This is a genomic window from Streptomyces sp. NPDC002588 (assembly GCF_040295925.1).
Classification (GTDB): domain Bacteria; phylum Actinomycetota; class Actinomycetes; order Streptomycetales; family Streptomycetaceae; genus Streptomyces.
In genome coordinates this window covers 22,754-36,923 of the sequence record NZ_JBEOWF010000019.1, presented here as the reverse complement: position 1 = coordinate 36,923, position 14,170 = coordinate 22,754, and the positions used below count along the sequence as shown (strand labels likewise).

Here is a 14,170-nt window from a genome sequence, read left to right as displayed (position 1 = left end):
GCCCCCCACAGGCAGCGTCCGAACGGCCCCCGCACCAGCGGCTCGCCGGCCAACGGCGTTGACATCAACGTGCTTTCCGCGGCTCGGCGTTCCTGTTCCTGAGCGAGGAGGCGTGCACGTGCAGTTCGGTGTCCACGATCCTGTGCCGGGGTGTGGGGTCGCTGCCGGACAGAACGGAGGTGAGGAGGTCGACGGCTTCTTCGGCCACCCGCTCGGCGTTCAGGCTGAGCCTGGTGACCTCGGAGAGACCCGCATCGGGCGCGTGCTCCGCGCAGTAGGCGACCAGTACGTCCTCCGGCATGCGGAGGTTCTGCTCGCCGACCGCCTTGACGAGGTAACTCCCGGCGGGTGCCTCGGTCGTGTAGACCGCGTCGGGCCGTCCCGGGGCTGCCAGGAGCCGACGAGCGGCGGCCATCATGGATACCGGATCGGTGATGCTCGTGCGTTCGATGCGTGGAATCTGTCCGTTGGCTTCGGCCCACTGCCGGAACCCGGCGAGGCTGCGCACCGTGTAGTCCTCGTCCGCGTCGGCGACGAGGAGCCCGACTGTCGTCGCGCCCTGCCGCTTGAAGTGATCGCATACGCCGATGACGGCCTTCGCCTGGTCGTTGCCCACGCAGAGTGCCTTCGGGTCGTCGGCCTCTCCGAGGTCGGTCACATGGGCGAGGCCGCGCGCTTTCAGCTCCGTGACGAGGGGGTCGCCCGGCGGCGGGTCCGTCACGATGACGCCGTCGATCGGGATGTTGCGCAGCAGCGTGGGAACCGACGGGGGGAGGACCACCAGGGCGTATCCGTGTTCGAGAGCGGCCACTGTGGCGGCGTTGAGGAACCGGGCGTAGTAGCTGACCTCGAGATACTGCAGTGGTGCACCCCCGAAGGGGCGGATGGAGAGGCCGATGATGCCGCTCTTGTTGCTCTGGAGGGATCTCGCCAGGGCGCTGGGGTAGTAACCGATCGCGTCGGCGACCTGCCTGATGCGGTCGCGGGTCGCGGGGTTCATCCGGCCTTTGCCGTTCAGTGCGTCGGACGCGGTACCCACTCCCACGTCGGCGATGGCCGCGACGTCCTTCACGCCTGGACGGCGACGCCTCCCACCGCGGGCCGCGAGAATGCCCGCGAACTGTTCCCGGTAGTACTCAGCGTCGCCGCCCATTTTCGCACCCTACTTCAGCGTGTCCTTCGTGATCGCCGACCGGTGGCGGGTCAGTACACGATCACCGTGCGTGCGGCCTCACCGCGGCCCATGGCCGCGAAAGCCTCGTTGATGTCGTGGATGCCGCCCGTGCGGGCGATCAGGACGTCGAGGTCCAGCTTGCCCTCCATGAAGAGATCCACCAGGCGCGGGAAGTCCACGGCCGGGTGGCAGGTGCCGTAGCTGCTGCCGATCATCGACTTCTCGCGGTCGGACATCACGAGGGGGTCGATCTCGACGGTGACGCCGTCGGCGGCCTGTCCGACGATGACCGCGGTGCCGCCGGGACGGATCGAGCGGAAGGCGGTCTCGATGGTGGGCTTGAGGCCGATCGCCTCGAAGGCCCAGTCGACACCGTCCGGCCCTACCAGATCGTGCAGTGCGGCGGCGAGGTCGGTGGTGGAAGAGTTGATCGTCGTCGTCGCGCCGAGCGACTCGGCTCGGGCCAGCGAGTCGTCGTTGATGTCGACCGCGATGATCTTGCCGGCCGAGACGAGGGCCGCGCCCATGACGACGGACAGTCCGACGCCGCCGCAGCCGATGACGAGCACGCTGTCGCCTGCCTGCACCTTCGCGGTGTTGATGACGGCCCCGACACCGGTCGCGACGGCGCAGCCGATCAGCGCCACCTTCTCCAGCGGCGCGTCCTTGCGGATCGGGATCGCGCCGGTCTCCGGAACCACGACGCGGTCGGCGAAGGAACCGGTCGCGCAGTAGCTGTAGACCGTCTCGCCGTCGCGGCTGAGGCGGCTGGTGCCGTCCAGCATCACGCTCTGGTACGCGCTCTCCTGGACCTGCGGGCACAGCGCCGGGCGGCCCGTGTGGCAGTACTTGCAGCGCCCGCAGTAGGGCACCCACGAGAGCACGACGTGGTCGCCGACGGTGACGCCTTTCACCCCGGGGCCCACGGCCTCGACCACGCCGGCACCCTCGTGGCCGAGCACCAGCGGAGCCGGAGCGCCCCACTCGCCCTTGACGACGTGGTAGTCGCTGTGACACACGCCGCTGGCGGCGAGCCGGACGAGGACCTCGCCCTCCTTCGGGTCGTCGAGCTCGAGCTCCTGGACGACGAGATCCCTGGCGGCTTCTTCGAAGACGGCGGCTGTGACCTTCATGGGTGGTTTCTCCTCTTGTGCGGGGAAGCTGGAGCGCTGGGGGAGCGGGGTGGCCAGTGGTCCGCTGCGGCCCTTGGCCTACCGGGGCGCTCGGTCTACTCGGGCAGCTGGATGGACTTGGTCTCGTAGAACTCCTCGAGGCCGAAGCCGCCGAGTTCCCGCCCGATGCCGGACTGCTTGTATCCGCCGAAGGGCGCGCGGACGTTGAACGCCCCGCCGTTGACGTCGACCTGGCCGGTACGAAGGCGGCGGGCGAAGGCGAGGGCCTCGGCGTCGGTGCCGGCCCACACCCCGCCGTGGAGTCCGTACGGCGTGCCGTTCGCGATGTCGGCGGCCTCGTCGACGTCGTCGTACGCCTGGATCACCAGGACCGGACCGAAGATCTCCTCCTGCGCGATCCGCATGTCGGGGGTGACGTCGGTGAACACCGTGACGCGGTTGAAGTTGCCCTCGTCTCCGCCCCCGGGGTTGCCGGGTCCGCCGGCGATCAGGCGGGCGCCCTCGGCCAGGCCGACCCGGATGTACTCCTGGACCTGTTCGTACTGGGAACGCGAGACGGCGGGCCCGAGAGTGCCCTCGACGGCGGCAGCGGCGGTCACGGCGAGGGCCTCGACCTCCGCAAGGGCCGTGCGAGGCACGATGAGACGGGTCCAGGCGCTGCAGGACTGACCGGCGTTGGCCATGCAGTACTCGACGGAGTAGGGCACCGCCTGCCCGAGATCGGCCCCGTCGAGGACGACGCTCGCCGACTTTCCGCCGAGCTCCAGGGCCACGCGCTTGATCGTGTGCGACGCCGCGGCGGCGACGCTCTGCCCCGCTCGGGTCGAGCCGGTGAAGGACACCATGTCGACGTCCTCGTGCCGGGACATGGCGTCGCCGACGACCGCTCCACGGCCGGGCACCAGGTTGTACACCCCGGCGGGCAGGCCCGCCTGCTCGACGAGCTCGGTGAACCGGAACGTGGACAGCGGTGCCAGTTCGGAGGGCTTCACCACGACCGTGCAGCCCGCCGCCACCGCGGGAACCGCCTTCGCGACCAGCTGGTACAGCGGGTAGTTCCACGGTGTGATGGCGGCGACGACACCGACCGGCTCCCGCACGATCAGGGAGTTGCCCACGCGCACTTCGTCTTCCTCGGACGCGAGCGCGTCGGCGAAGCTCTCGATCATGGCGATGGGGGTGCCGACGTGCTCGGACAGGGCGAAGTCCAGCGGGGCGCCCATCTCGACGGACACCAGGCGGGCGAGTTCGTCCGCGTCCTTGCGGACCAGATCCGCGAGGCGACGGAGGAACTCGACGCGGTCGGACACCGGGGTCCGCGACCAGGCGGGGAACGCCTTCTTCGCCGCCGCGACGGCCGCGTCGACGTCCTGCTCGTTGCAGCTGGGGACATGGCCGGAGATCTCGTCGGTGGCGGGATCGACGACGTCGACCGAGTCGGTTCCGACGGGGTGGACCCACTCGCCGTCGATGAAGATCGTCTCGTAGGTAACCATCTTTTCCTCTCACACAGGGGCTGAGGGGCGGTGGCGAGCGCGTCACGAAGGGAGCCCGGAGGCCTGGTGATCGCTTGTGCCGTGGCAGGTCGTGAGACACGTACGACGCCTCAAAGCGTCGAGCGACGCCGAGGAGTGGAACGCTAGGTGCCGAAACGTTTCGTCACAACAGGGGTGCGCGGCGAAGTTTTTTCTTTCGGCGGTCGGTCAGCGGTCTCCGCGGCGCAGGCCGTGGCGGATTCCGCCGGGTTCGCTGACCGCCCGCACCGCGAGGAGGGCCAGCCACAGCTCGGCGACGTCGCCGGTGCGGTTCACTCGCCGGCCGGTCAGCTGCTCGACCTGCGCGAGCCGGTATCCGAGGGTCTGTTTGTGGATCTGCAGGACGTTCGCGGCCTGCTTCCAGGACCGGTCGCAGGCCAGATAGACCTCCAGCGACCGCACGAGATCGGTGCCGTTCTCCGCGTCGTAGTCGAGCAGGGCCCCGAGAACCGTGCGAGCGGCGTTCATCGCTTCGGTGACCGTGCGCGGAAGAAAGAGCGGATGGGCGCTCGCGTAGTCGACGTGACCGCCACCCTGGGACTGGGCGGTCTCAAAGGCCCACCTCGCCTCGCGCACAGCGTCGCCGACGCGGGTGAGCGAACGGATGACGTCGGACGTGCCGACGGGAACCGGGTCCGGGAGGACGCCGATCAGGTCCGAGACGCACTCGCTGGGCGTCAGGAGCAGGATCCCGCCCCGCTCGTCGGTCATCAGGTGGGGCACGCCCCGGTCGAAGAGGAGGTCGACGGGAACGCGGCAGTCCTCGGCGACCGCGACCGCGATGAGCGATCTGCCGGACAGGTCGAACTGCTGGAGCTGTTCGGCGGCGGAGTGACTGTCCAGGCGCCCGTCGACGAGCCGGCACAGCAGACCGGACGCCCGGTGCCTGCGGCCCTCGTAGGCGGCACCGCGCCGCTCCAGCTCGATGGCGATGAGGTTGGCCACGTGCAGGACGGCGAACGGATCGATGCGATGCCCCGCGCTGTCGGGTACGACGAGCAGGGCCGGCCTGCGGCTGCTCGGCACCGGGAAACAGGTCGCCGAGCGGTCCCCCAGGTCGAGGTGGAGCCGCGCCGGAAGGCGTCCGGTGTTCTCACCGACCTGCGCCACGATCGCCTCCCCCACCCGGGCGTCCAGGGCGAGCGGTGCTTCGAGGATCTCCGTGCCGTACGTCGCGTCCACCACGTGGATCCGGTGCCCGAGCTCGGCGGCGATACGGGCGAGCACGGGCTCTTCGTCGGGGCGGGCCGGCATGCCCAGAGCCGTGCTCAGACGGGACAGCCTGGTCAGACGGCTGAGCTGCTCGTGCTGGTTGGCGCTCGCGACCGCTCGCGCGATGACGGAGAACGGTGTGGTGTGGCCGGTCACGAGAATCGGGAAGCGCAGATCGTCGGCGGTCTTGAGCATGGCCTTCGAGAGCCGGGGCGCCGGACGCTCGTCGCCGACCGCCATTCCGGCGATACCGGCCGCCGCCAGCTGCTCGACGAACCGGACCTGGGCGGCGGCGGTCTTCGGCACGCAGTAACCGATGGTCATGAACAGCTCGTCGGGGCCCAGCCAGTCCCACGGGGCGTCCATCTCGCACGCGTGCGCCCAGACCACGGGCTTGTCCAGACCGCTCTTCCCGGCGACCACGTCGTTGCCTATCTGTGGAATCTGCAGCAGCTCACGCAAGGTGATGGACACGGGCGTCTCCCGTTCTGACAGCTGTCGTCAATGTGCTTCGCCGTGTCCGGCGAGGAGGCGCGGGACGCGGGACCGCCGCGGCGGATCGCGGTGTCGTGAGGGTCGTATACCTTCCGTCCGCGCGCAAGGGCCGGTCAGAGGAGGCGGGCCCGCTCGGCGCCCACGGAGCCGTGCACGGACCACGGCATCGTCGTCTCTCCGTCCACAGCACAGCCGCGGCCCTCCGATTCAGACTACGTAACAGTTCCCCTGGCCGAAACATGTGCTTAACGCTTGCTTCACCGCACGCCACCCCTCCAGCGACGCGGGCCGCGGCACTCCCGCACCCCGTCGGCACCCGCAACCCGCCCCGCCTCCAGTGTCGCCACGCCGTCGACCAGGGAGGAGGCGCACCTGGACGCCCCCGTCCTGACCCTCCCGGAGGAAAATCCGTGTCAACGTCCCCAAGTCTCCCCGGCCCGGAGGACCCCCCGTCCTCCCGAACTCCGGGCGGCATCGAGCGCCGGTCGATCGACTACGTCCCCGGCTCGGAACGCCACGGCAAGGCCTGGCACCTGTGGCCGGTCTGGTTCTGCGGTGACGCACACCTGACGACCCTGGCCGTGGGTGTCATCGGCGTCAGCATGGGCACCAACCTCCTGTGGGCGTCGGTCGCCATCGTCAGCGGCTGCCTGTTCGGCACGCTCTTCATGGCCGGGCACTCCGCCCAGGGCCCGCACATGGGCCTGCCGCAACTCATCCAGTCCCGGCCCCAGTTCGGGTACGTCGGCGCGCTGCTCGTCTTCGTCGTCGCGCTCGCGACGTACGTCGGGTACAACGCCTTCAACCAGATCCTGGCCGGGCAGACCTTCCACGACGCTCTCGGGGTCAGCGCCTCGGGCACCGAGATCTGTTTCACCCTGCTCGCGATGGTGATGGCCTTCCTCGGCTACTCGTGGTTCCACAAGCTGCAGCGGTACCTGTCCTACGCCCTGATCGCGGCGATGCTCGTCTTCACCGTGCACGTCCTGCTCTTCCAGACCTTCCCCCAGGGGCAGCTCTCGTTCGCCGGATTCCAGCTCAACCCGTTCCTCGCGCAGTTCTTCACCGCCGCCGCCTACCAGCTGAGCTGGGCGATCTACGTCTCCGACTACTCGCGCTACCTGCCGAAGACGGTCAACACCCGGGCCACGTTCTGGTGGACGTACCTCGGCGCCACGATCGGCGGCGCGTGGATGATGCTGATCGGCGCGGCCTCGTCCGCCCTGTTCCCCGACCTCAACGTGGCCATGGCCCTCTTCAGGACCGGCGACCGGGTCTTCGGCGGGTTCGGCGTCGTGATCACCGTCCTGGCGGTGATCGGCCTGATCACCAGCGCGGCCCAGAACTTCTACGGCTCGTCGCTGACGATCCTCAGCGCCGTCGACTCCGTACGGCCGATCAAGGCCACGCTGACCAAGCGGTTCGTCGCGCTGGTCGTCGCCGGCGTGGTCGCCGTGTTCATCGCGGCGAACGCCGACGACAACTTCATGACCGAGTTCGGCAGCTTCCTGGCGATCATGCTGTACCTGTTCACGCCGTGGACGGCCGTGAACCTGGTCGACTTCTACTTCGTCCGCAAGAGCCGGTACTCGATCCGGGAGATCTTCAACCCGCGTGGAATGTACGGCCGTTGGGACTGGCGGGGCATCTCGGCCTACTTCGTCGGCTTCCTCGCGATGACGCCCTTCTTCGTCACCGTGTGGTGGACCGGCCCGGTCGCCGAGATGCTCGACGGAGCCGACATCGCGATGCTTCCCGGCCTGATCGTCGCCTCGGTGTTCTATCTCGCGGTCTGCCGCAACCTGAACCTCACCGAGGAGCGCCGCCTGATCGCTCAACTCGACGCGGACATAGACGAGTTCGGTGTCGACGGTATGGCTCCCGCACTCGATCCGGAGGGCACCGCGGCGACTTCGGCCCGCACCCTCTCCGGCGCGGATCGCGGCCTGTCCTGACCCGCTTGAGGCATTGACGGCCGGCAGCCCCCACCGCGTCTCACGAAAGGTTTCGCCATGCTCGCGGCATTCGCCAAGTCCATCGACGCGGACGTCCCTCTCGCCGCACTCGGCGTCGACGACCGACCCGAACCCCGCCCCCGTGACGGGTGGACCGTGGTGACGGTCAGGGCTGCCGCGCTCAACCACCACGACCTGTGGACCCTGCGCGGCGTCGGCATCCGCCCCGAGCGGCTGCCCCTGATCCTCGGCTGCGACGCCGCAGGCGTCGACGAGGACGGCAACGAGGTCGTCGTCCACTCGGTCGTCACCTCGCCCGGCTGGACCGGGGACGACATGCTCGACCCCGACCGGTCCCTGCTCTCCGAGGTGCACGACGGCACCCTCGCCGAGCGGGTCCTCGTGCCCCGCCGCAATCTGGTGGCCAAGCCGACGTCGTTGTCCTTCGAGCAGGCCGCGTGCCTGCCCACGGCATGGCTGACCGCGTACCGCATGCTGTTCGTCAAGGCGAACCCCCTGCCGGGTTCGACGGTCCTCGTCCAGGGAGCCGGGGGAGGAGTGGCCACCGCCGCCGTCGCCCTGGCCGCCGCGACCGGTCTGCGCGTGTGGGTGACCAGCCGCGGCGACGCCGGCCGGGAGGCCGCACTCACCCTCGGAGCCGACCGGGTCTTCACCGCCGGAGAGCGCCTGCCGGAACGTGTCGACGTCGTCCTCGACGACGTCGGCCAGGCGACCTGGGCTCACTCGCTCAAGTCGCTCCGGCCGGGCGGAACCCTCGTGACCTGCGGCGCGACCACCGGCCCCCACCCGCCCGCGGACCTCAGGCGGGTGTTCTACCGCGAACTGAACGTGCGCGGCTCCTCGATGGGCACCCGCGCCGAACTCGAACAGCTGCTGGCCCTGCTCGACACCACCGGACTGCGTCCGCGGATCGACTCGACCATGCCGCTCGCCGACGCCCGGGAGGGCCTGAAGAAACTCGCCCACGGCGACGCCCAAGGGAAGATCGTCCTGATCCCCTGACGAGCAGGCGGCCACCGGAGCGGCGGCCCGCGCCTTCCCCAACTCCTCGCTTCTCATCTGGAGATCCCCCGATGACGTACGTCCTCTCCGCCCTGGCGGACACCCGCAGAGACCTCTCCGCCCTCTTCGCCCCCTCCTCGATCGCCGTCGTCGGGGCGAGCAACGACCCTGCCAAGTACGGCAACTGGCTCGCCGTGCGGGCGCTGCGGGACGGGCACCGGCGACCCGCCCACCTGATCAACAAGACCCGCTCCACGATCCTCGGCCACCCCGCGGCTCCGTCGCTCAGCGCCCTCGGCGAGCCGGTCGACCTGGCCGTCATCGCCGTACCCGCCGCCGGATTCGACGACGCCGTCGATGACGCCATCGCCGCACGGGTGGGCGCGATCGTCGCGATCACCGCCGGACTCGGCGAGACCGGCGCCGATGGGCTGGCCCGGCAGAACGCCCTGGTGGCGCGGCTGCGGGAGGCGGGTATCCCGATGCTCGGACCGAACTGTCTCGGTGTCCTCGACAACACCACCGGACTCGACGCCACGGTCAACGAGTTCCGTCCGGGCAGCGTGTCGGTCCTCTCGCAGAGCGGCAACGTCGCCATCGACCTCGCCGAGCACTTCACCGAGCAGGGCCTCGGCGTCGCCCGTTTCGCGAGCCTGGGCAACTGCGCGGACCTCGACGTCGCCGACCTGATCGACAGCTGCGTCGACCACGACGGCACCTCCGCCATCGCGGTGTACTGCGAGGGCTTCAAGGACGGCCGCAAGTTCGCCCGTGCCGCCGCCCGCGCCGCGGACGCCGGAAAGCCGGTCGTACTGCTGTCGGTCGGCCGTGGTGCCGCGTCGACCCGGGGTGCCGCCTCGCACACCGGCTCGCTCGTCACCTCCGGAGTCGTCCTCGAAGCCGTCTGCGAGGCCACCGGCACCGAACTCGTCTCCAGCCCCTTCGAGATGGCCAACCTGCTGCAGGCGCTGGTACGCACCCGCCCGCCCGCCGGATCACGGATCGCCGTCCTCGCCGACGGCGGCGGCCACGCCTCGCTCGCCAGCGACAGCCTGGAGGAAGCCGGCCTGCGCGTCGACGAGTTCACCGCCGACCTGTCGTCCCGGGTCGCCGCCGAACTGCCGCCGACCGCCGGCGTCTCCAACCCCATCGACCTCGCCGGCGGCGGCGAACAGGACATCACGTCCTTCGAGCGGGTAGCGCGGCGGCTGATCGAGAGCGCGGAGACCGACGCCGTCCTGATGACCGGCTACTTCGGCGGCTACGGCGAGTACGACCCGGCCGTCGCTCCCCGCGAGATCCAGGCGGGCCACGACATCGGCGCCCTGGTGGCCGCCTCCGGGGCCAGCTTCGTCGCCCAGACCATGTTCGCGGACTCCAGGCCCGCTGCCGCGCTGCGCGAGAGCGGCGTCGCCGTCTACCGCGACGTGGAGCACGCCACCTGGGCACTCAGCCGACTGGCGCGCAGGGCACGCACGGCCTCACATCCGTTGCCGGCCCTCCCCATCCCCGCGGCGCCGCTCGCCGAGACCGGGTACTGGCCGGCCCGTCGGGCCCTGTTCGCGGCGGGCATCCCCTTCGTCCCCGCGGCGGAGGTGACGACCGTCGAAGAGCTGGAGGCGGCGGTCACGGATCTGCGGTACCCCCTGGTTCTCAAGGCCCTCGGCGACGAGCACAAGTCCGACAACGGCGGTGTCGTCCTGAACATCGCCGACCACGACACACTCATCTCCGCCTGGAACGACGTACAGCGACGGCTGGCCCCGCCGGTGTGCTCGATCGAGGAGATGGCCGACCTGACGGACTCCGTCGAACTGATCATCGGGGTGCGCCGCGATCCGACCTTCGGCCCGATCGCCCTCGTCGGCATCGGCGGGGTCTACACCGAACTCCTGAAGGACACGCGCTGCGCCCTGGGCCCGGTCTCCGCGGACCAGGCACGCGACCTGCTGCTGTCACTGCGCGGATCGGCCCTGCTCACCGGCTTCCGTGGCAAGCCGCCCGTCGACGTGGACGCCGCCGCCCGCCTCGTGGCGACCCTGTCGGTCTTCGCCGCCGAGCACCCCGAGATCGGCGAGATCGAGTGCAACCCCATCGCGGTCACCCCGACCACCGCCGTCGCCCTGGACGCCCGGATCATCCTCGCCCCGCGCTCCTGAACCAGCAATCCGCCAGCCATCGACCAGCCCTCCACCAGCCATCGACCAGCCATCCCTGACGAGAGCGGGACATCCGATGTCAGACCCGGTGCTCTACGACACCGACGGGCCGATCGCCACGATCACCCTGAACCGGCCCGACAAGCTCAACGCGCTCAACGCCGACGTCATCGGCGAACTCGACCGGCGCCTCGCACAAGCGGCCGTCGACGACTCGGTGAAGGTCCTCCTGGTGGCCGCGAACGGGCGTGCCTTCTGCGCAGGCTTCGACATGAACGACGAGATCGAGGAAGGCACCGAGACGCCCCTCGAATGGCTCCCCGTGCTGCGCCGGGATCACGAACTCACCATGCGGATATGGGAGTTCCCCAAGCCGACCATCGCCGTCGTGCAGGGATACTGCCTCGGCGGCGGCTGCGAACTCGCCATGGCCTGCGACATGATCATCGCCGCCGAGGACGCCCGGTTCGGCGAACCCGAGATCCAGTACGGATCGGGACCGGTCACCCTCCTCATGCCCTTCCTGCTCGGGCAGAAGAAGACCAACGAGCTGCTCTTCACCGGCGACCGGATCAACGCCGAGCAGGCCCTCGCCCACGGACTGGTCAACAAGGTCGTCGCGGGTGACGAGCTCCGCTCCACCGCACGCGACCTGGCGCTGCGCATCGCCCCGACACCGCTGCCGATCCTGCGCCTGACCAAGCAGGCCCTCAACCGGGCCTATGAGGCGAAGGGCCTGCGTACCGCGGTCGACGCCAACGTCGACATCTCGGCGCTGATCAACGGCGCCAACACCCCGGAACAGCAGGAGTTCGACAGGATCGCCGCCGTCGAGGGCCTCAAGGCGGCCCTGAAGTGGCGCGATTCCCGCTACGGCGCCCACCGCTGACTCCGCAAGAACCCGTCACCGACACCCGAGAGAGGGACACAACCATGTCACCCACCGCCGACGAACGGCGCCCCGTGGTCACCTCCGGCGCCGAGCCCACGCCGATCGGCCAGCTGCCGCCGGTCGGACAGGTCCCCGCCACGATGCAGGCCCAGGTCATCCGGCCGAGCCGATACGGCGACCCGCTGACCGCCTTCCAGCCGGAGACCGTTCCCACACCGCAGCTGGGCCCGGACGAGGTACTCATCGGTGTGATGGCCGCCGGCATCAACTACAACAACGTGTGGGCGGCCCGCGGCTACCCGGTGGACCAGGTCGCCGTCCGGCAGAAGCGCGGCGAGACCGAGGACTTCCACATCGGCGGATCCGACGCCTCCGGCATCGTCTACGCGGTCGGCGAGAACGTCACCGGGATCACCATCGGGGACCACGTCATCACCCACCCCGGTGTCTGGAACGCCGACGACCCCTGGATCGCGCGTGGCAAGGACCCGATGATCGCGCCGTCGGCCCGCATCTACGGCTACGACACCAACTACGGTTCCTTCGGCCAGTTCACCCGCGTCCAGGCCCACCAGGTCCTGCCCAAGGCGCCCCACCTGACCTGGGAGCAGGCCGCCGCCCCGACCCTCGTCGGGACCACCGCCTACCGCATGCTGCACGGCTGGTCGGGCAACACCCTCTCCGAGGGCGACGTCGTCCTCGTCTGGGGCGGCTCGGGCGGTCTCGGCACCCAGGCCTGCCAGCTGGCCCGGCTGGCGGGCGCACTGCCCGTCGCCGTGGTCTCCGACCCCGAACGGGGCGCGTTCGCGGAGAAGTACGGGGCCGTGGGCTGGATCAACCGGCGCGACTTCGACCACTGGGGCATCCCGCCGCTCGTCGACGACGCCACCGGACAGAAGGCGTGGACGCAGAGCGCGCGGGCCTTCGGCAAGCGGATCTGGGACATCGTGGGGGAGCGCAAGGACCCGGCGATCGTCTTCGAGCACCCCGGCGCCTCCACCATCCCCACCAGCATCTTCGTCTGCGAGGCCGGCGGAATGGTCGTCGTCTGCGCCGGCACCACCGGCTACGACGCGATGGTCGACCTGCGCTACCACTGGACCCGGCAGAAGCGCCTGCAGGGCTCCCACGGCACCAACGACGAGCAGGCCCGCGCCTACAACGACCTCGTCGTCGCCGGGAAGGTCGACCCCTGCCTCGGCCGGGTCGAGCCGTTCGACGCGATCGGGCGGGTCCACGCCGCCATGGGCCGCGGCGAAGACGTGTTCGGCAACGTGTCGGTCCTCGTCGGCGCCGCCGAGCCCGGCCTCGGCAGGCAGTAGCACCACCACGCCCCCACCGAACCGACCTCGGGTGGCAGCAGCCCTGAGCCGCCACCCGAGGTCCCCGCAGTGGCAAGGGCTCGTTGCGGGCGTACTGCGCAAGGCGGGCAAGGACGTCGAGGGCACGGCGGCCGAGAAAGCCCTGTCCACGCCCCTCGAAGAGGGGCTGCGCGACGGTCGTCGCGGACTCCTGGGCCGCCTGCACCCCGACCCGGCCGTACGAGCCCTCGCCCCCGGGCTCGAACAGCGAATCAGGGACGGCGAATTGACGGCCACGCCGGCCGCCGAGCGGATTCTGAAGGCGTGCGGTCGGCCGTGAAGCCGCGGCTCAGGCGGGACCGAGCGGTCCGTCTTCGATGTCCTTCCTGATCAGCCATTGAGTGAACGCACGTGCTTCCGGGGACAGTTGAGGTGTGTCCTCGCTGCGCAGGAGGTAGTGGGCCTGACGCATCGGGGCGAGCCGGTGATGCGCGAGGACCAGCCGTCCGCCGCGGACCGCGGCACGCGCGAAGCGTTCCGGCACCAGGGCGCAGTGCAGGCCGGCGGCGGCGAACTCGGTGGCCGCGATCGACGTGTCCACGGTGATGACGCCGCCGGTGTGCTCCGCCCGTTCGTCGTCGGCGGGCAGATCCCGGAACAGCCGCGGCCACATGTCGTCGTATCCGAGGACGTGCACCCGTGGCCGCGCCACCAGGTCGTCCGCACTGAGCACCGGGCCGTAGCGCTCCAGATGCCGCGGGCTGCACACGAGGGCGGCCTTGTCCTCGTGGAGCAGCTCGGCGGTGAACCCCGCCCACGAACCGTTGCCCTGCCGGATCTCCAGATCGACCTCGTCCGGGGGCAGCGCGTCCGCCCAGATCGAGCAGACGACGCGCAGGTCGACGTGCGGCACGGATTCGCAGAAGTCCTGCAGCCTGGGCATCAGCCAGGTCGTCGCGTAGGACACCTGCACGCGCACGGTCAGCCGCCGCCGACTCGTGGAGCCGAACAGACCCGCGGTGGTCAGCGAGAGCTCGTCGAACAGGTCACGGACGGTCGACACGTACGCCACGCCCATCTCGGTGAGCTCGACACTGCGTGCACGGCGCTCGAAGAGGGCGACGCCCAGCCAGTTCTCCAGTGAGCGGATGCGCTGGCTGACGGCCGCGGGAGACAGGTGCAGCTCGTCGGCCGCCGCCGCGAAGCTGCCGAGACGGGCGGCGGCCTCGAAGGCGTGCAGGCCGGGCAGCGGTGGGATCTGCTGGCGCATGGCCGTGGACCGTATACGTAA

11 protein-coding genes are annotated in these 14,170 nt (G+C 70.2%); 6 read left to right on the top strand and 5 right to left on the bottom strand.

All coding sequences use genetic code 11. The features are described 5' to 3' along the window. Nucleotides 1–64 precede the first annotated feature (64 nt). From ABT057_RS22550 to ABT057_RS22535, 4 genes are all read right to left on the bottom strand, one after another. On the bottom strand, nucleotides 65–1,153 hold the full coding sequence (locus ABT057_RS22550) for a LacI family DNA-binding transcriptional regulator (protein WP_352345138.1): 1,089 nt from the start codon (nucleotides 1,151–1,153) through the stop codon (nucleotides 65–67). A gap of 50 nt (nucleotides 1,154–1,203) precedes the next feature. After that, nucleotides 1,204–2,307, bottom strand: a complete 1,104-nt coding sequence (locus tag ABT057_RS22545) for a Zn-dependent alcohol dehydrogenase (protein WP_352345136.1) — start codon at nucleotides 2,305–2,307, stop codon at nucleotides 1,204–1,206. Nucleotides 2,308–2,402: 95 nt separating this feature from the next. Beyond that, entirely contained in the window at nucleotides 2,403–3,803 is a 1,401-nt protein-coding gene (locus tag ABT057_RS22540) for an aldehyde dehydrogenase family protein (RefSeq protein WP_352345134.1), read from the bottom strand. A gap of 207 nt (nucleotides 3,804–4,010) precedes the next feature. Then, nucleotides 4,011–5,528, bottom strand: a complete 1,518-nt coding sequence (locus tag ABT057_RS22535; RefSeq protein WP_352345132.1) for a PucR family transcriptional regulator — start codon at nucleotides 5,526–5,528, stop codon at nucleotides 4,011–4,013. Nucleotides 5,529–5,959: 431 nt separating this feature from the next. On the opposite strand from ABT057_RS22535, the gene ABT057_RS22530 reads away from it, so the two are divergent. The 6 genes from ABT057_RS22530 (at nucleotide 5,960) to ABT057_RS22505 (ending at nucleotide 13,219) form a co-directional block, all read left to right on the top strand. Further along, on the top strand, nucleotides 5,960–7,504 hold the full coding sequence (locus tag ABT057_RS22530) for a purine-cytosine permease family protein (protein ID WP_352345130.1): 1,545 nt from the start codon (nucleotides 5,960–5,962) through the stop codon (nucleotides 7,502–7,504). A gap of 57 nt (nucleotides 7,505–7,561) precedes the next feature. Further along, nucleotides 7,562–8,527 (top strand): zinc-binding dehydrogenase, encoded by a 966-nt coding sequence (locus ABT057_RS22525; protein WP_352345128.1) that lies wholly within the window; start codon nucleotides 7,562–7,564, stop codon nucleotides 8,525–8,527. Nucleotides 8,528–8,598: 71 nt separating this feature from the next. Then, nucleotides 8,599–10,686, top strand: coding sequence for an acetate--CoA ligase family protein (locus ABT057_RS22520; protein WP_352345126.1), 2,088 nt, complete (start codon nucleotides 8,599–8,601; stop codon nucleotides 10,684–10,686). 76 nt (nucleotides 10,687–10,762) lie between these two features. Then, complete coding sequence (locus ABT057_RS22515; RefSeq protein ID WP_352345124.1) at nucleotides 10,763–11,575, top strand: enoyl-CoA hydratase/isomerase family protein; 813 nt, start codon at nucleotides 10,763–10,765, stop codon at nucleotides 11,573–11,575. A gap of 44 nt (nucleotides 11,576–11,619) precedes the next feature. Continuing rightward, the gene (gene ccrA, locus ABT057_RS22510; RefSeq protein WP_352345122.1) at nucleotides 11,620–12,900 is read left to right on the top strand and encodes a crotonyl-CoA carboxylase/reductase; all 1,281 of its coding nucleotides are present in this window, start codon (nucleotides 11,620–11,622) and stop codon (nucleotides 12,898–12,900) included. Nucleotides 12,901–12,931: 31 nt separating this feature from the next. Further along, nucleotides 12,932–13,219 (top strand): hypothetical protein, encoded by a 288-nt coding sequence (locus ABT057_RS22505; protein ID WP_352345120.1) that lies wholly within the window; start codon nucleotides 12,932–12,934, stop codon nucleotides 13,217–13,219. A 9-nt stretch (nucleotides 13,220–13,228) separates the two neighbouring features. Here ABT057_RS22505 and ABT057_RS22500 read toward each other — a convergent pair whose 3' ends face one another. Continuing rightward, nucleotides 13,229–14,149 (bottom strand): LysR substrate-binding domain-containing protein, encoded by a 921-nt coding sequence (locus ABT057_RS22500; protein ID WP_352345118.1) that lies wholly within the window; start codon nucleotides 14,147–14,149, stop codon nucleotides 13,229–13,231. Nucleotides 14,150–14,170 lie beyond the last annotated feature (21 nt).